Annotated in this window: 14 protein-coding genes; 7 read left to right on the top strand and 7 right to left on the bottom strand. The window is 56.4% G+C overall.

Annotated elements, in window-relative coordinates:
* Positions 1–49 precede the first annotated feature (49 nt).
* Together VE23_RS20395 and VE23_RS20390 are read right to left on the bottom strand one after the other, a co-directional pair.
* Positions 50–1,771 (bottom strand): ABC transporter ATP-binding protein, encoded by a 1,722-nt coding sequence (locus tag VE23_RS20395; protein WP_049868928.1) that lies wholly within the window; start codon positions 1,769–1,771, stop codon positions 50–52.
* Between the two features lie 772 nt (positions 1,772–2,543).
* Entirely contained in the window at positions 2,544–3,566 is a 1,023-nt protein-coding gene (locus VE23_RS20390; RefSeq protein WP_049868927.1) for a phosphotransferase enzyme family protein, read from the bottom strand.
* Between the two features lie 137 nt (positions 3,567–3,703).
* Here VE23_RS20390 and VE23_RS20385 point away from each other — a divergent pair, with 137 nt between their 5' ends.
* Positions 3,704–3,979, top strand: coding sequence for a YciI family protein (locus VE23_RS20385; RefSeq protein ID WP_049868926.1), 276 nt, complete (start codon positions 3,704–3,706; stop codon positions 3,977–3,979).
* Positions 3,980–4,091: 112 nt separating this feature from the next.
* Here VE23_RS20385 and VE23_RS20380 read toward each other — a convergent pair whose 3' ends face one another.
* Both VE23_RS20380 and VE23_RS20365 read right to left on the bottom strand, forming a co-directional pair.
* Complete coding sequence (locus VE23_RS20380) at positions 4,092–7,217, bottom strand: glycosyl hydrolase family 18 protein (RefSeq protein ID WP_157054010.1); 3,126 nt, start codon at positions 7,215–7,217, stop codon at positions 4,092–4,094.
* Between the two features lie 1,226 nt (positions 7,218–8,443).
* Positions 8,444–9,391, bottom strand: a complete 948-nt coding sequence (locus VE23_RS20365; protein ID WP_049868922.1) for a ribose-phosphate diphosphokinase — start codon at positions 9,389–9,391, stop codon at positions 8,444–8,446.
* Positions 9,392–9,823: 432 nt separating this feature from the next.
* Between VE23_RS20365 and VE23_RS20360 the strand changes: the two genes are divergently transcribed.
* The 4 genes from VE23_RS20360 (at position 9,824) to VE23_RS20345 (ending at position 12,354) form a co-directional block, all read left to right on the top strand.
* A complete protein-coding gene (locus VE23_RS20360; protein ID WP_049868921.1) occupies positions 9,824–10,537 on the top strand; it encodes an MOSC domain-containing protein in 714 nt (237 codons plus the stop codon).
* A gap of 156 nt (positions 10,538–10,693) precedes the next feature.
* A complete protein-coding gene (locus VE23_RS20355; RefSeq protein ID WP_157054009.1) occupies positions 10,694–11,101 on the top strand; it encodes a hypothetical protein in 408 nt (135 codons plus the stop codon).
* Between the two features lie 342 nt (positions 11,102–11,443).
* A complete protein-coding gene (locus VE23_RS20350) occupies positions 11,444–11,923 on the top strand; it encodes a hypothetical protein (protein ID WP_021879703.1) in 480 nt (159 codons plus the stop codon).
* A gap of 122 nt (positions 11,924–12,045) precedes the next feature.
* Positions 12,046–12,354 (top strand): DUF1871 family protein, encoded by a 309-nt coding sequence (locus tag VE23_RS20345; protein ID WP_049868919.1) that lies wholly within the window; start codon positions 12,046–12,048, stop codon positions 12,352–12,354.
* Here the strand turns inward: VE23_RS20345 and VE23_RS20340 are convergent.
* From VE23_RS20340 to VE23_RS20330, 3 genes are all read right to left on the bottom strand, one after another.
* Positions 12,348–13,130 (bottom strand): DUF4367 domain-containing protein, encoded by a 783-nt coding sequence (locus VE23_RS20340; protein WP_049868918.1) that lies wholly within the window; start codon positions 13,128–13,130, stop codon positions 12,348–12,350. The genes VE23_RS20345 and VE23_RS20340 overlap by 7 nt on opposite strands.
* Positions 13,127–13,702 (bottom strand): RNA polymerase sigma factor, encoded by a 576-nt coding sequence (locus VE23_RS20335; RefSeq protein ID WP_049868917.1) that lies wholly within the window; start codon positions 13,700–13,702, stop codon positions 13,127–13,129. The genes VE23_RS20340 and VE23_RS20335 overlap by 4 nt, the downstream gene beginning before the upstream one ends.
* 269 nt (positions 13,703–13,971) lie before the next feature.
* On the bottom strand, positions 13,972–14,862 hold the full coding sequence (locus tag VE23_RS20330) for a formylglycine-generating enzyme family protein (RefSeq protein ID WP_174806390.1): 891 nt from the start codon (positions 14,860–14,862) through the stop codon (positions 13,972–13,974).
* Between the two features lie 382 nt (positions 14,863–15,244).
* Between VE23_RS20330 and VE23_RS20325 the strand changes: the two genes are divergently transcribed.
* On the top strand, positions 15,245–15,883 hold the full coding sequence (locus tag VE23_RS20325; protein WP_048746014.1) for an NAD(P)-dependent oxidoreductase: 639 nt from the start codon (positions 15,245–15,247) through the stop codon (positions 15,881–15,883).
* A gap of 163 nt (positions 15,884–16,046) precedes the next feature.
* Positions 16,047–16,580, top strand: coding sequence for a cysteine hydrolase family protein (locus tag VE23_RS20320; RefSeq protein ID WP_049868916.1), 534 nt, complete (start codon positions 16,047–16,049; stop codon positions 16,578–16,580).
* The last annotated feature ends 103 nt before the right edge of the window (positions 16,581–16,683 follow it).

Below are 16,683 nucleotides of genomic sequence, written 5' to 3'. Positions count from 1 at the left end.
CGAAGGGTCCCGCCCGGGGCGAGGAACTCTCAGCGGTTCGAGCCATTGCTTAGGCATGCCGGGCCTCCTCTCCATACTGCGACTCGTAGATTCGGCGATACAGCTCCGAATCCGCCATCAGCTGCTCATGGCGCCCAGCTGCCGTCAGACGGCCGTCCTCCAGCAGCAGGATCAGGTCCGCCGACACGGTCGAGCTTATTTTCTGCGTAATCAGGAATGTTGTGCAGCTCATGACTTCCAGCTCCTGCAGCAAGAGGGCTTCGGTCTTCAAGTCCAGGGCGCTGGTGCTGTCGTCGAGTATAAGGATTTTCGGCTCCCTGACGAGCGCTCTGGCGATGGAGAGGCGCTGCTTCTGGCCGCCGGAGAGGTTCACGCCGCGCTGGCCGAGCATCGTTCCGTATCCGTCCGGCAGGCGCATGATCGTCTCATGCAGCTGGGCCGCCTTCGCTGCGGCCGCGATCTGCTCCTCCGTCGCATGCTCGTTGCCCCAAGAGATATTTTCGCTGACTGTGCCGGAGAACAGCGTCACGTCCTGCGGGACATAACCGATCGCCCGGCGCAGCGCCTTGACATCAAGCTCCCGAAGATCGGTGCCTCCGACCGCGATCACGCCATCGGTCGGCTCATACAGGCGCAAAATCAGCTGCACGAGCGAGGACTTGCCGGATCCCGTCGCCCCCATGATCGCGACTCGCTGCCCTGCGCGCGCATGGAAGCTGATGCTTTCCAGAATCGGGATGCTGCTCTCCGGGTAGGTAAAGCCTACCGAGCGGAATTCGACATCCGATCCCGCAAGCGGCTTCGTTCCGGAAGCCGCTTGCGCATCGCAGCGGTCCGCGTTCAGCACTTCGCGGATACGCCGGGACGATGCGCCGGCCCGGGAGAACATCGCGGCGATCCATGCCAGCATGCTCATCGCGCCGATCGTCCGCAGCGCATAGTTGATGACCGCAACCGTCTGTCCCTCCGTCGCCGATCCGGATGCGATATCGAGCCGGCCGTACCAGAGAATGGCGATAATGGCGGCGTTGACGATGAGCATGATGAACGGCTGGGTCGTTTCCGTCAGGCGCAAGGCGCGTACGGTGCCCTTCATCAGCTCGGCGCCGGCTTCCCCGAAGCGCTTGACTTCATAACCCATGCGGACAAAAACGCGGATGAGGCGGATGCCGGTCAAGTTCTCCTGAATGACGGCGTTGACCTTGTCGAGACGGCGCTGCACCGTCTGGAACACGGAAGACGCCCGGCCGATCATCCAGCCGACGAAGAGCAGCAGCAGCGGCAGCGTCGCGGCCAGCATAAGACCAAGGCGGAAGTTGACGACGAGCGCCATCAGGACGCTTCCCGCGACCACAAGCGGGATTCTCGTCATGAAGCGGAGCGCCATGAAGACCGTATCCTGAACCTGGCTGACGTCTCCCGTCAGACGGGTGATCAGGCTGGACGCCGCGAACCGGTTGAACACCTCGTAGGTGAACGACTGCACCTTGCCGTACAGCCGCTCCCGCAGGTCGTAGCCGAATCCCTGGCTTGCGTACGAAGCGTAGAAGGAGCTGCATATCCCCGCCGCGAAGGCGATCAGCGCTCCTCCAGCGAGCACGCCCCCCCACAGCCAGACGACCTGCAGATTTTTATGGGCGATGCCTTCATCGATAATCTTCGCGATGATAAAAGGCTGGGACAGCTCCACCGCCAGCTCGACAAGCATCATCAGCAGAGCGACCCCGGCCGAGATGCGGTACTTGGACAGCGATGACAATACTTTCTCCATATGCCGTGATGCACCTCCGAAGCTATGTATGCGTTTATTATACCCTATATTTCCCAAGGCCGGCTCCGGCTCTATCCTTGCGGGCAGGTGCCCTGCTCCGGCTCTATCCTTGCGGACAGATGCCCGCCTCCTTTGCGGCTGCCCTTCCTTAGGGATAGCAGGGCTGTAATGGCAAGCCTTCTTCAAGTGCAAGCAAGGAGATGAGCCCGGCGCGTCCCTCCCTATCGGACATACGATCCGTTATTTGGATTCCGGCACCGTTTTAAAAAATTTAACGGACATCAGATTCGTTATTGTTGGATTTCCCGCCCTGCCAGACCGGTTTCCGTTCGAATAGCGGATCCTATGTCCGATAAAAGGGGTTTTTCGGGAATTTGGAACAACTAACGGATCCTATGTCCGATATAACGGCATTTCAAGCAGCCATGCCTCCTGCAAGCGGCTGAAAAGGCTGCTCGTGCTGCCAACGTCCCCGTACAACCAATTCTTACCCCGGTGCAGGAGAACTAACAAGCGCTGTTGGCAGATACCGTCCCTAAGGTACCAAAACGCTCCGGCGGAACGGGCGGAATAAGGGCAGGCAATACGCTGCACAGGCAGCGAGAGTTCTGGCTCCGAACTACCGGCGGCATTCGAAAGCCGTCCATGCGGACGGCTTTCTTCAAGCTCTAACGGCGGGCAGCCCCCTGAAAATCGAGAGAGACATCAAGAAATCCCGGCGATAATCCTTCCCTTGATTTGAACTGTCCGCACGGACGGTTGTCGCAAGCATCTACCTGCGCGCAGCGGCCAGTTCCCTGAAATCAAAAGAGACGATCGGAGTTCCGGCCATAATCCGTTCCTTCATTTGGCCCATCCAGGCGCGGATCCCTTCCGTCAGCTCCTCCGGTCCAAGCTTCTTGGCAAGGACGGTATACAAAGTGAGATCGCGCATCTCCAGGAACAGTCCCAGCACATCCAGCCACTCCTCCGGCATCTCCCGTTCGCTGCGATAGCCTTGCAGGAAGCCAAGGAAGAAGTCCGCCGCATATGCGTCCCGATCCGCGCCGTATCGATCTGGAATTCGGGAGCTGAGCGCGTAATAGAGCGGAATGGCGACATCATGGATGTACCAGCTGTATTCCAGGTCGTCGAAGTCGAATACCGTGATGCGGCCTTCGTGGACAAAAAAGTTGCCGTTATGGATATCTCCGTGAAGCAAGCCGTAACTCCCTTCCGGCCGAGGCAGCGCATGCAGCCTATCCAGCACGGATGCAAGCTGCGCGATAATCCCGGGATCCTCGTCCTGAAGATAGGCTGAGGCGTTCGCGATGAGGTCATCCTCGCTCCACTGCCTTCGGGCGAAAGTCCGATCCAGCTTGGCGGATGCGTTGTGGAACCGAGCCGTTACCGCCCCCCACTCGGCAAACAGCTGCCGATTCCATGCTTCCGAGTCCGGCACCGCTCTTCCGCCCGGCGCTTTGCGGAACAGGCACGCATAGAAGCACGATCCGTCCGCGGCCATGATCTGCTCGATGCGGCTGCCGGACGGCGAGGCCAGACTTGACGCCATATCCTTCCCGCAGCCCTCCGCCTCCAGATGCTGAAGAAAATCAAGCTCGGCTTCAATTTCTTCCAGCGATCTATGGCTGCTGTGGGTCAGGCGCAGAATGACGGAAATGCCCTCCGCTGTCTGCATTTCATAGATATAGTTTTCAAAATCGCCCAGCTTCTTCGGATCCCCCTGCAATCCGAAACGGAGCGCCGCATCCTCCAGCCGTTCGGGACCGAACAGCTTCTCTACCGATGCCTCCATGTTTATCCCCCTTGCCTGAATAGGTTTTCAAATCCTCTTTGATTAGGTTTAGGGGGCACCCCCTGAATCTCCTGCCCGTTCCCTCAAATAAATCGTATACTGAAGCTATTCCCGAAACGATGGAGGAGGAGTCGACAATGGCATTTTTCGCGGTCATGCTGCCAATGCTGGATGAAGAAAAGAGCGCGAGGCTGCGGACGGAGCATCTCGCTTACCTGGAGAAGCTGGAGCAGGAGGGCCGTATCGCCGCCAGAGGAAGATTCACAGATGGATGGGGCGGCCTCGTCATTTACATGGGAGAATCGCTGCAAGAGGTAGCCGCGCTCGTCGAACAGGATCCCTATGTCCTGCATCAGGCTCGCAACTATGAGATTCACCCTTGGGAAATGACCTCCCTGCATCTGAAGGTCTGACCCCGGACGAATGATGCCGATCCGTTCTTGCTGTCCACATTTCCTTGACATCGACAGCATCGCTCAGTCCGCAAAAAGCCCCCTCACCTGAACGGTGAAGGGGCTTTTTTTGTCACGGAGCCTTTTTGGCATAGTCGATCAGATTGAGGATCAGAACCGCTGCTTGAGCGCGTGTCAGAGGCTGATCTCCATGGAACCGATTCTTTTCGTCGCCCTGCATAAGACCGGCGATTTCCAGCGCGGCTGCGTGCTTGGATGCCCATGCCGGGATGGAAGAGGCGTCGGCGAAACCAGGCTTGGAATCTGCGGCCGGAAGCCGGAGCGCTTTGGCGACAAGCACCGCGATCTCGGCGCGGGTGATCGTCTTTTTCGGTCCGAACGTGCCGTCTTCGTATCCTTTCAGCCAGCCCGCCTCCAAAGCCTGCGCGATGTAACCGCGAGCGTAAGCCGGAACGGAGGCAGCATCCTTGAAGTCCAGGCTGCCGCCGGTGCTGTCCAGACCGAGCGCGCGGCCCAGCATGGTGACGAAGTCGGCGCGGGTGACGCTTCCATTCGGATGGAAGCTGCCGTCTCCGAACCCGATGATGATGTTCAGCCCGGAGGCTCTAGCGATGGCATCGCTCGCCCAGTGCTTGGAGCTGACATCGTTGAACGGCAGCGGCTTTGCCGAAGGCTCGGGCAATGCCGAAGCTGTCGGCGCAGGCGTGACGGATGGAGCCGGGCTTGCGGATGGCGTCGGCGTAGCGATAGGGTATGTCGGGTACCATGGCGCTGCTGTCGGCGTCGGTGTCGGTGTCGACGTTGCTGTCGGCGTCGGTGTCGGGTTTGTTGTCGGTGTCGGCGTCGGATCGGAGGCAGGAGCTGTTTTCGCCATCAGAGGGGAACTGAAAATCGAAACCCGGATCGCTTTTCCATCCCCTCCTTTTTGGATGGCGGCAATTTCAATCGTATATGAAGTATCCGCCTCCAGGGATTTCAAAGTCCATTCCGTTCCGGCAGCGTACCCCGCCCATTGGCCATTGGCAAAGATGTCGTAGCCGGTCGCACCCGGTACAGCCTGCCATTGGAGCGGAATTTCAGTGGCGTCCGCTTTGCCGGCAGTCGGCGCTGCCGGCGCCGGCAGGCTGACCGCAGAGCCGCCTCCCGCAGGGAGGTCGGCTGCGAGCTGGTCCGACATCGTATGATTGCGGTCGGCGCTGATTTCCCAGTTCATGGCGCCGGCGATATCGATCGACCGGATATAAGCGGTTTTGTAGGCGGTCGACTCCGCATCGTCGTAAGAGATGAACACGCCGGTCTTTTCATTGTACAAATATGGAACCTTGGCGTAGTTGTTGAACACCCGCTTGAAGTCCGGATTCGTCAGGTAGTTGTTTTCGAGATCGGCGATGTCGAACTTCGCATCAGCCCCCCACGTTCCAGCGATGATCGTGCTGGAGCACTGCTGGTACTCGCCGCCGCTCGCGCAGCCGCCCCAGCCTGTTCCGTAATACGGAATTCCCGCTACCAGCTTGTAATTCGGCACTCCGCCTTTCAGATGTCCTTGCAGCCCTCCCGCTGCATTGAAGCGTTTGGCCGAGGCAGTCTTGTTGTTCGGATCGTAGTAAAGCGGGGCGTTGTGGGCCGCTTCCGTCTGCCAGGTTCCATTGTAGTCGTAGGTCATGATGTTGATGAAGTCGAGGTATTGGACCGAGTTGGCATAATCGGCATTTACCGTGAAGTTGTCGCCTTGGCCGGAAGCGATTGTCAGCAGATAATACTTGCCGTCTTCCTGGCCGGCGGCGTCAAGCGCCTCGCGGACCGTTTTCACCAAAAGCGTGAAATTCTCCTTGTCCTGAGGTCCTCTGGCGTTGGTCGTTTCTCCGCCCTCGACCGGATATTCCCAATCGATGTCGAAGCCGTCGAAGCCGTAGGCGCGAAGGAACTGGACGGCGGAGCCGGCAAACGTCCTGCGGGAAATTTCATCCGCGGCGACGAGCGAGAAGTTTTTGGACCACGACCAGCCGCCCACAGAGATGAGCGTCTTCAGGCCCGGGTTGTCGGCTTTGAGCTCCTTCAGCTCCTCGAAGCCTTGGGGATCGAACTCCGGATAGCCTTGAATGACGCCTCCATTGAACACATATCCCTGTTGCAGCTCAATGTCAGGGTTCTGGCATTCGGCTCCGGTCGTGCCGGCGCCCTTCCAGCAAATATCGCCAAAAGCGTAGTTGATATGCGTAATCTGCGAGCCGTCGATATCAGCCGGACTGAACTGGCGGGCCCCCTGTGCCCAGGCGGCATAATAGGCGACGATGTTGTACTCGCGGCCCGGAACGGCCGTTGCCGGCTCACTCGCTTCCGATTGCCACAGGCTGTTTTTGGCGACGACCGTAAAGTCGTAGGCTTGGCCCTCGGTCAATCCCGTCGCGGCATAACGCGGAACCGAGCTGGTGCCGATGAGGTCGCCGTCGCGGTAGATTTCATACTCGGTCGCTCCGGCTGCCGGAGCCCAGCCGAGCGAGATCGCGGTGCGGGTGCCCGATATGACCTGCACCGATTGCGGAGCGTCGAGCTGGCCCCAGACGATGCGCAGGCCGTTGCTCTTGCCGGATACCCGGCGATCTTTATCCTGGGCGGCGACCTGGAAGTACACGGATTGGCCTGCCGTCGGATTGGCGATTTCGTAGGAGAATTTGCCGGCCGCTGCCCAGTCTCCTCCGAACCATTTGTTGTCCACATACACGTCGTATCCCGTAGCGAGAGGACTCGTCGTCCATCCAAGCTCGATGGAATTGTAGGTGACGTCCGTCACGCGGAGATACTGCGGAGTCGTCAGCGGCGGCTCCGGATAGGCGTTGGGATCCTCGGCGACGGTCGTTGCCGTGACCACATTGCTCTTCTCGCTCTGGGTGCCAAGCACCGGAACGGAAGTGACGTAGAAGGAATAGGTCGTCTCCGGCTCCAGGCCGCCGACGATTTTCGGGGAGAATCCGGACCAGGCCGCCCAGTTCCACTGGGTGCTGTCTCCGATTTTGTAGTAGATCTGATACCCGTTGTTGGGATCGATTCCGGGAACTTCATCCCAGGTCAAGGTAATCGATTTTGCCTTTACATCGGATACGGCCAGATTCTGGGGGATGTTGGGATCCGCCGCAGCGGCAGCGGGAGCAGCGGCTGCTCCGAACATGCTTATCAGGAGTGCCAACGTGAGCAAGGAAGCAAGCGTGGAAGAAACGTTCTTTTTCAGTCGCGTGGACAATCAAGTCACCTCATCCATATTAATGATTTGGGCAATCATGGAACGGCTTGTCGACTTCTGTCTGGACCGGCTGACTCAGGAAAAGAGGGGGCGTGCGGAAAGAGTTGAGCTGTCTGGCGGTGAGAGCAGCGTGCGGAAGGCGCTGACTTGCGGAACAGCTGACTTGCGGAACAGCTGCGGAAGAGCCGACTTGCGGAAGAGCCGACTTGCGGAAGAGCTGACTTGCGGAAGAGCCGACTTGCGGAACAGCTGACTTGCGGAAGAGCCGACTTGCGGAACAGCTGACTTGCGGAAGAGCTGACTTGCGGAAGAATTTAATGAGAGCGCTTACCACCCCGCTGGCGAATTTTGTGCCTGTCAAACTTCCCTATTCGCGGGGAATGCTCGAACACCTTTTCAAAATCTTTATAATCCGTGATATTTATCACAAAAAGATCGAAAGTATCATTTTTTCAACCATAAAATTGTCGTTTATGATCGCAATAGTTTTCAGAACGAAAACGATGTAGAGACGCCGCCGCGCTTTCTGACACCACAGGTGAAGACCACTGTTTGGCCGGCAGGCCTGGATTTAAATGAAGCATTTCGGAAATTCGTTCCTCTATGCGGCCGATTTCATGAGCCCTTGGCTTTTATCGGACATACGTTCCGCTATTTGGCCGAATTCGAGGGTTTTGGCATTTTATCGGACATACGTTCCGCTATTTCCTAAAAATTACCTCGATATCAATAGAGTGGAGGCAAATAACGGATCTAATGTCCGATACCTTCGCAGATTCCATTTTTCAAGGCAAATAACGGATCCTATGTCCGATAAGCATTCAAGGAAGGAAAACGTCCAAGGCAACGGATGCTTCCGCTTCCAAGGCAACGGGTGCCTCCAAGACAACGGGTGCTTCCACGGCAACGAATGTGCTCACCACAAACAAATGCTTTCTCAGCAACCAATGTGCTCACTACAAACGGGTGCTTCCACAGCAAAGGGTGCATTTATCCACTATCGGTCGGGCTACATAACGGAAACCGGCTGTTTTTCCCGAAAGTCGCAAAAGGCTTGTCCTTATACCTTTGCAATGCAATTGTCTTGCGTCTGCCTCCAGGATGCTTCAAGCAACCGGCTACGCCTGCCCGCTTATTCGCCAGCCGTTTTAGAGAGAACGGCAAAGAGGCCGGAACGGGCTTCCGGCCTCTTTGAATCGGTCCGTATATGCTGCTTCCGCGGACGACTAGATTCCTTTGTTCTTGAACATCGTTGCAATGGAGCCGCCGTAAATATTGCTCCGAATCGCTTCGGTGAACAGGCTTGCCATCGAGATGACGGTCAGCTTGTCGGAGTGCCCGGAAGGCTGCAGGATGGAGTCCGTTACGACGATTTCCTTGATATGGGCATGCTCCAGCCGCTCAAGCGCATTTTGAGAGAACAGGCCGTGGGTCGCCGCCACCATGATGTCGCGCCCGCCCTTCTCGACGAGCTTGTCCACGACGTTGAGGAGCGTCTTGCCCGTATCGATGATATCTTCAATGACAATCGGCGTCTTGCCGGCCACCTCGCCGATGACATGCGTCTTCTCTTCTCCCGTGTGGCTGTCGTGATTGGTCACGACCATCGCGAACGGGGCATGCAGGTAATTGGCCAGCTTCTCCGCCGTGGAGGCTCGACCTGCGTCCGGAGATACGATGACCGGGTTCTCGATGTTCTTGCTGCGGATATATTCCGCCAGCTCGTCGAGCGCCGTAAGATGGTCGACCGGGAAGTTGAAGAAGCCCTGGATAGCGGCCGTATGCAGATCAAGCGGGATAATCCTGGAGGCGCCTGCCGTCTCCAGCAGATCGGCGACCAGCTTGGCGGAGATCGCCTCGCGCGGATGGCGCTTGCGCTCTTGGCGGGCGTAGCCGTAGTACGGCATGATGATGTTGATCGTCTTGGCGGAAGCCCGCTTGGCCGCGTCGATCATGATGAGCAGCTCCATGAAGTTCTCGTTGACCGGGTCCGAGAGCGACTGCACGATGAAGATATGGCAAGTGCGGATCGGCTCCTTGTAGGAGACATACAGCTCTCCGTTATCGAACTGCGACAGCTCCACCTCTCCTAGAGGAATGCCCAGCTGCTCGCTGATGCTCTTCGCAAGCGGAATATTGGAAGATCCGCTGAAAATTTTCACTTTATCCGTCATATTGATCCCTTTCCCTCCCGCGCTTCGGCTATCATCCTTTTTATCCATTATAGCCTATCGGAGCCAAATCAACAGCCCGAAGGAGGATAAGATTCCCGCGGCTTTACGGCCCGGTCCAACGGACATCCGGCATGGGGATGGGTTCTCCGCCTGACATCAGCCTCTTGCACAACGAAACTCTCGCAATAATAGAATACTTCAAAAAGTCATACGTTTCCCCCAGTCCTTCTTTAAAAGAGCAGCCTTCTATCCATTCATCCTTTTATCCATTCATCCTTCCCTTTGTTCATCCTTCCCGCTGTTCATCCAACCATCTGTTCATCCTTCCCTCTGCGCAACCTCGCCCAGATTATCCGCTCGGGCTCCACCGATGGGCAAAATGGGCTCCTGCCCCTATAATAAAAGGCATGATTCATTCGGGGAGGAATAACAATGGAAACGTCTTCCGGCAAAGTCTCCTCCATTATGAGGTATCCGGTCAAATCATTTGCGGGTGAACGCCTGGATGCCTGCGAGATGGAAGCCTCAGGGCTTGCAGGCGATCGGATCGGAGCATTCCGCGACCAAACCAAGCAAGGATGGAGCAGCTACATCACCGCCCGGCAGATTCCGGCGATGCTTTCTTATGAGGCATCTGTAAAGGACGATATCCTGCATATTGTCTCTCCGGAAGGAAGATCCCTCCGATGGGACGGAGAACTGCTGGCGGATATGCAGCGGCATGCAAAGATCGAGTTGTCGATGACCGGATACAAAGCCCCTCATCTGGAGGAACCGGGTCTCCTGGCTGTCGATGCCGCTCCCGTTCTGATTGTGACAGACGCTTCACGGCGAAAGCTCGAAGCCGCATGGGGCAAGGAGCTTGATATCCGACGTTTCCGTCCGAACCTGGTGCTCGCGATGAACGATCCCGCCTTCGACGATGAGCAGTGGATCGGCAGACGGCTCCGCGTAGGAACCGCTGAGCTGCGGGTGGACTCATTCTGCGGCCGCTGCTCGATGATCGGCCTGGAACCGGACACGCTGCAGCCCGACCCGTCGCTGCACAAAACCGTAAGCCGGCAGTTCGGAAATCATTTCGGCTTATATGCTTCCGTCTCGATGCCGGGAGCGATCCGAATCGGCGACGATGTCTATGAAATCTGAGCGCATGAAAGTCTTAGCGGGCGGTGTAGATCAACAGCATCTTGGCGCCGTCGACGATAATGCCTTGGGCAGAACGGTCTCCTCCCGGCTCGATACCGCCGCCGGGAATGCCGTAGTCGTCGTCGAACGAAGGCTGAGCCCGACGGGTCGGCTGCCTTGGAATGGACCAGCTCGTACAGCAGCTCCATAAGTTCGTCCCCCTTTATGCTCTCGGGGCTGCGCCGAGAGCTGGAGGAAGAAGCCGGTGCCGCATCGGTCAAAGTGGTCCGAGAGCCCGGCCGCGTGGAGGAGCTTCGTCCCGCGCTGGAGCCGGAATACGACAATCTGAGAATGATCTCCTGTTTTTACGTGTGCAGGGCCGAGACTAACTTCACCCGGATTCGCCCGGAATCCTATGAGCTTGCCGACGGCTCGCGGCCGGAGTGGGTGGAAATTGCGGAAGCCATCAACCACAACCGCTCTGTGATGCGGCAGAAAGGTCCCCATATCGGCTTTGCCATCGAGCGGGAGACGCTCGTCATGGAGCTCATGCAGCGGCAGATCCGGGAGGGGCTTCCGTTTTGACCGGCGGCAAGGCGTTGTTCCGCGCAATAGGCAGCCCCGCTTTGCAAGGATGCGAAGCGGGGCTCGGAATGGATGAATACGCCACATGCAATCATGCCCATTTCTTCCTTCTTTCAACTGGACATTTCTGATTCTTTGGAACTATTGTAAGCGCTATCTAATTGGAATATCAATCCATATTCCTTCAATCTTATCGGAATGAACGTAGACTGCAAGGGGGTAGCTGCAGGCGATGATCACTATTTTAATACACGCAAATATTTTTTATTAAGGCTGCAACTACACTCGGTTTGCGGTTGTTATTCTAGTGTTGGACCACTACATAATGGAGGCTGATTTAGTATGTATCGTAACGTAAGGATCATCGGCATTTTCTGGAGCGTTTTTTTCGCAGCGGCCTTGATATTCGGTTCCATGAGCTCACCGTTGTCGGCAGCTTCGGCTGACGGAGCCAAAACATCGCCTCCTCCTCCGGTATTCTCCACCTTTGGTTACTACGACAGTTATACCTATCTCGGCTATGGCAATGAATCTATCTATTCCGAAAAAGGAGTCATAACATTAACGGCGATGACCCAGTCCAAAACGACGGTCTCGGAATTAGGCGCTACCTTCCAGCTGCAAAAGTGGACGGGAACCCAATGGATCGACTCTGGAGTGCTAGCTACATTGAGTTCCAAAGATACGAACGTATTCCAGAATTCCGTCCTCCGCACAGGTGAAACAGGGTACTACTACCGCGGCAAGATCGTACACTTCGTCAAAAACGGTTCCGTGACCGAGCAGGCGTCGGCCTACACCGCCAACCTTCTCTGCAGCTAAGACTTAATTCATTATTCCATAACAAAAATAAGCGGAGTTCAACATAACGACTCCGCTTTTCTTATGAGGAAAGTCTTCACAATCGACTAGAACGCTATCACGCGAGAGGGGATTGACTGCGTATGTTTGAACTGATTAGAGACGTCGTGAACGAGTGGGATCCCTTTAATCTGTTGCGATCATACTGCTGTCCTCCCGATGAATACAAGCACGAGGTGAGGGCAATCGTGTGCCACATTCATGATAATATAACTGCCGAGGAGCTTTCCTTCCGCATCAGCGCCATCTTCAGCAACCACTTCGGAGAGAGCGAAAAATGCAAAGGCACGCTTCGCGTCGCTCAAAAGATTATCGAAGGTTTAAGACATCAAGGCCTGTTGCCGCGGCTTCGTCCCGACCCCCTGCCCTTCAATCCTTCCTCCTCTCAATAGATATCTTCGGCTATCTGCGTAATTTCTTCCGGAGATAGCTCTCCGTATATCAAGATAAACAGATCGCTCTTCATGTATTCAAGGCTCACTCCCATGTCATTTTCCGAGTGAAAGAGATACCCATTAATGCCGTCGATTTTGATTTCCTGATAATCCGCTTTGCCGTTGAGTTCGCCGCCTGTTGTGACCAGTTCACCCGCCCTGACCTTCCGCACCGTGACCGTGAATATCTTGCCCTCGCCATTGCTGTAGTTCAGAATGGCGCTTTCCGACTTGCCTTTTTTGCTGCTTAGAATCATGGCTTCTTTCAGCTCGTACCCATCAGGGACATAATTCATCGCGGGGAGCTCCATATCCGCATGCGCTTTGGCATCCTTCAGGCTGTGGAAGCTTTGCTGCTCGGTTGCTCCGCCCGGCTCATCGGTGCTGCCCTCCGGCCCCGAATGCTCCGGAGGGGGCGCCGTTTTCGGTTCGACCGCATTGTCGCCGTCCGATCCGAAGATCAGCTTCACGACGTCATCCTGGATGGACTTGACCGCATGGAAGAAAGGAAACGCCTGCGATTGCACTGGAGCTCCCAACAGGACTGCTCCTACCAGTAACGAAGCTGCGATATAAGGAAGCATCTTCATCCGGGAACGCCTTTTTGCCCTGCGTCCAAGCTGCTTCTTGACCTTCATCCAGGATATCTCCGGATCGGGCACGAATTCATGCTTGCCGGAGGCCTCGGCTATCGCCCGGTCGAACATCTGGTCGAATTCTTCGTCGCTTTTCATTTTTCCGCCTCCCATTCCTTCAAAAATCTCTTCCTCATCGCTTCCCTCACCCGGAAAAGCTTGTATTTCACTGTTTCTTCCGTCGTGTCCAGCCTGAGGGCGATTTCCTTGTAGCTTAGGTCCCGCTTCCAGCGAAGCTCGATCAAGGATTTGTATTCGGGCTTGATGTCCTCGAGATACTTCTCCAGAGCCTCTATCATAAGCTTGAGCTCGATTTGGCTTTCGATGTCGCCTGCTTCCGTCGCGTAAACGGGGCTTTCGTTAATGTAAACATGATCCGAATCCATTTCGTTGCGATTTTTTTTCGATTTTTTGAAAAAATCATAAACCGTATTTTTTACGACAACATGAATCCAAGCCTTCAGCTTGGCTTCGTTTTCCGCCGCCGGCTTCTTCTTGATTACTTTGAGGAAGGAAATCTGGATGATGTCCTCCGCTGTCGCATGATCCTTGACCATGTAGATGATCGGAGAATAAACGAGTTTATAGTATTCCATGTATATCTCTCTCTGGAGATCCGGGTTCAATGCAACAAAATCGTCTGTAGCGATGAAAAAGAGTTTGCTTTCCATTACTGCCACGTTCCCCCATGTAAGAATAGTCAGCCTGACCATGAAGATACTAATTCGAATAAAATTCCAGATTTATTGAATAATAAATTGAAAACCCGACATTTTCCGTGTTTGTTTCCTTCTATGTCCATGAACGGAATACCTTCCGGAACGGCTGAAATGGAATCTCTCCAGCTCAAAAAAACCTGCCCCCATGGACAGGTTTTCTAACCTTATACAGATGGAATCGGCATTCGGGTCGGACCGAAGCCCTGCTTGCAAAGAAAGGCTCAGCAATCCGCCGCCACCCGGAAGCCGGCATTGCCCATGGAGCTGTCCGGCGTATTGGAGCTGCGCGCCGCTACGCGGTACCGGTTGCAGTAGGAGCGGTGGCATAGGTAGGACCCGCCCCGGATGGATTTTTTGCCGGTATCCTCCGCGTAGAAGGGATTTACCTCCTTCGTCTGGCGATGGTAATCGGGGGCGAACCAATCCCGGCACCATTCCCACACATTGCCGGCCATATTGTACAAGCCATATCCGTTGGGAAGGTAGGCATGGACGGGGGCGGTTCCGACGTAACCGTCGCCGGCATTGTTTTTGACAGGAAATTTCCCTTGCCAGATATTGCAGCGATGTTCTCCATCCGGCTTCAGCAGATCTCCCCATGGATATGTTCTGCCTTCGAGACCGCCGCGGGCGGCGTATTCCCACTCCGCTTCGCTGGGAAGCCTCGTGCCGGACCAGGAACAGAACGCCTGCGCGTCATTCCAGGATACATGCACGGCAGGATGGTCGCCGCGATCGCGGATAGTGGAATCCGGTCCCTCCGGCGCTCTCCAGCTGGCACCTTCCACGACCAGCCACCAGGGAACGCCGGCCGGAACGCGGCTTACCCGGCGTCCGATCTCTTCGGATACGAGCAGCTGGAACACGAACGACCAGCCGAACGCCTCCGCCTCCGTGACGTATCCGGTGTCGCGGACAAAGGCTGCGAACTGGGCATTGGTGACTGCATAAGGCGCGATTCGAAACGGATCGAGCGTCACGCTCCGCGACGGACCCTCTCCATCAGCAGGAAACCCGTCCTGGGCGTCGTTGCCCATCCGGAAGCTGCCTCCGGGCAGAAGCACGAGCTCACGGCGCACCTCGGCGGCAGCGTCGGGGATCTCTCTCGGCATTCCCTCCCGCCCCTCCGGACCTCCGTCAGCGGCCGGGATCGACGCCGCCTCTCCGGATCGAAGCCTCACGGAAGCATCGTTATTGCGGATCGACACTCCGGACAGCCTGCGAGCCGTCTCTCCTTGGTCCCTGTCTCCCGCACAGGAGCATGAATCCATCCCTGCCCTCCCCTTTCCAAGCCTTTCCTATTGCCTTCATCATACTTCACCTATAGGCCCGCTGTCCTTTCCCCGCCACAAAATAATGGACAAAACGAACTAGTTGTAACCATAATAGTTATAACGTTGCCGGAAGCCCTATTTCCGCCTCCTCAGGCGGTCGCGTTTGGTCGATTCGGCGTCGGGAATACTAAATACGAACCCATTCGAGGAGGATACAAGCATGAAGATCGGTATTATCGGAGCGAGCGGCAAAGCAGGAAGCCTGATTGCGGAAGAAGCCGTCAACAGGGGGCATCAGGTGACCGCGATCGTGCGGGACGCCTCTAAGGTGAAAAACCTTTCGCTGCAGATGCTGGAAAAGGAAGTCTTTGACCTGAAACCTGAAGACCTCCGTCCGTTCGATGTCGTCGTCAATGCATTCGGCGCCGCTCCCGGCCAGGAACATCTCCACGTCGAAGCAGGCAGAAAGCTGATCCAGCTGCTGACGGGAAGCGATACCCGCCTCATCGTAGTCGGAGGCGCAGGCAGCCTGTTCGTCGACGAGGCGCATTCGGTACGCGTCATGGACACGCCTGATTTCCCTAAAGAGTATTTTGCGACCGCTTCGAACCAAGGACAGAACCTGACCGACCTTCAGCAATCGCAAGGACTGGATTGGACGTTCATCAGCCCCGCCGCCTTCTTCCATGCGGAGGGCAAGCGCACGGGCTCCTATCGGAAAGGCGGCGATCGCCTGACGGTCAACGCCAAAGGAGACAGCTACATCAGCTATGCGGATTATGCCGTCGCGCTTGTGGACGAGATCGAAAGTCCCGCCCATCGCGGCGAGCGCTTCTCGCTCGTCGGCGAAGCGGAGTAAGGAACGGAGGCGGCCAGCGGGATCAGCTCAGCCTGTCCCAGTCGCAGCCAAGCCAGCCGGACTCATCCGGCTGGCTTTTTTTGACTACACGGATTGCAGAAAGAACATTTGTTCCTATATAATAAAGGGGATAAAAACCTGAATATGGAAAGAGGTCGGAATCATGAGCAAGGTTACAGCCCTGCTGGTCATCGATGTCCAGAACGGCATGTTCGAGGAACCGGAACCGATGCATGACGGCCCAGGCTTGCTTGAGCGCATCGAGAGCCTCATCGGGAAAGCCAAAGCAAGCGATGCCCCTGTAATCTATGTCCAGCACAATGAGGACGAAGGCTATCCTTTGGCGACCGGCAGCACCGGATGGGGCATCCACCCTCGGATCGCGCCCACAGCTGGGGAGCCGACGATCCAGAAGCATGTCCCCGACGCTTTCCAGAACACGGACCTGCAGGAGGTGCTCACTCGGCTTGGAGTCGGGAGACTGGTCATGGCCGGCCTCCAGACCGACATGTGCATTGCGACGACGGCCAAGGGAGCCCATGACCGCGGCTATGAGGTGGCCGTCGTGAAGGACGGGCACAGCACCTGGGGCCAGGGCGGGGAGAGCGGTCTCCAGATCATCGGCCGGTACAACGATAAGTTCCGTTCGTTCGCCGCCAATCCTTCCGCCTCCGAGGTGGACTTCCGCTCGGCATGACAGCACAAATCCGTGTCCGCCAGGGCGGACAGGATTCCTTCGCTTCATCCCTCACCTCCATCCGACAAGCTCGAGTCTGACCGCTCCGCCAGCCAGACGCTTC

The sequence above is a fragment of the Paenibacillus sp. D9 genome (genome assembly GCF_001188365.1).
Taxonomy (GTDB): Bacteria; Bacillota; Bacilli; order Paenibacillales; family Paenibacillaceae; genus Paenibacillus_O; species Paenibacillus_O humicus.
The sequence above is the reverse complement of the archived record's forward strand: the minus strand, read 5'-3'. Positions and strand labels throughout refer to the sequence as shown.

Bases quoted from the DNA above. Each gene is read 5' to 3' on its own strand.
- VE23_RS20360 (WP_049868921.1), top strand. From the start codon at position 9,824: ATGGAAACGTCTTCCGGCAAAGTCTCCTCCATTATGAGGTATCCGGTC.
- VE23_RS20350 (WP_021879703.1), top strand. From the start codon at position 11,444: ATGTATCGTAACGTAAGGATCATCGGCATTTTCTGGAGCGTTTTTTTC.
- VE23_RS20390 (WP_049868927.1), bottom strand. From the start codon at position 3,566: ATGGAGGCATCGGTAGAGAAGCTGTTCGGTCCCGAACGGCTGGAGGAT.
- VE23_RS20385 (WP_049868926.1), top strand. From the start codon at position 3,704: ATGGCATTTTTCGCGGTCATGCTGCCAATGCTGGATGAAGAAAAGAGC.
- VE23_RS20335 (WP_049868917.1), bottom strand. From the start codon at position 13,702: ATGGAAAGCAAACTCTTTTTCATCGCTACAGACGATTTTGTTGCATTG.
- VE23_RS20365 (WP_049868922.1), bottom strand. From the start codon at position 9,391: ATGACGGATAAAGTGAAAATTTTCAGCGGATCTTCCAATATTCCGCTT.
- VE23_RS20395 (WP_049868928.1), bottom strand. From the start codon at position 1,771: ATGGAGAAAGTATTGTCATCGCTGTCCAAGTACCGCATCTCGGCCGGG.
- VE23_RS20345 (WP_049868919.1), top strand. From the start codon at position 12,046: ATGTTTGAACTGATTAGAGACGTCGTGAACGAGTGGGATCCCTTTAAT.
- VE23_RS20325 (WP_048746014.1), top strand. From the start codon at position 15,245: ATGAAGATCGGTATTATCGGAGCGAGCGGCAAAGCAGGAAGCCTGATT.
- VE23_RS20320 (WP_049868916.1), top strand. From the start codon at position 16,047: ATGAGCAAGGTTACAGCCCTGCTGGTCATCGATGTCCAGAACGGCATG.
- VE23_RS20330 (WP_174806390.1), bottom strand. From the start codon at position 14,862: ATGCCGAGAGAGATCCCCGACGCTGCCGCCGAGGTGCGCCGTGAGCTC.
- VE23_RS20340 (WP_049868918.1), bottom strand. From the start codon at position 13,130: ATGAAAAGCGACGAAGAATTCGACCAGATGTTCGACCGGGCGATAGCC.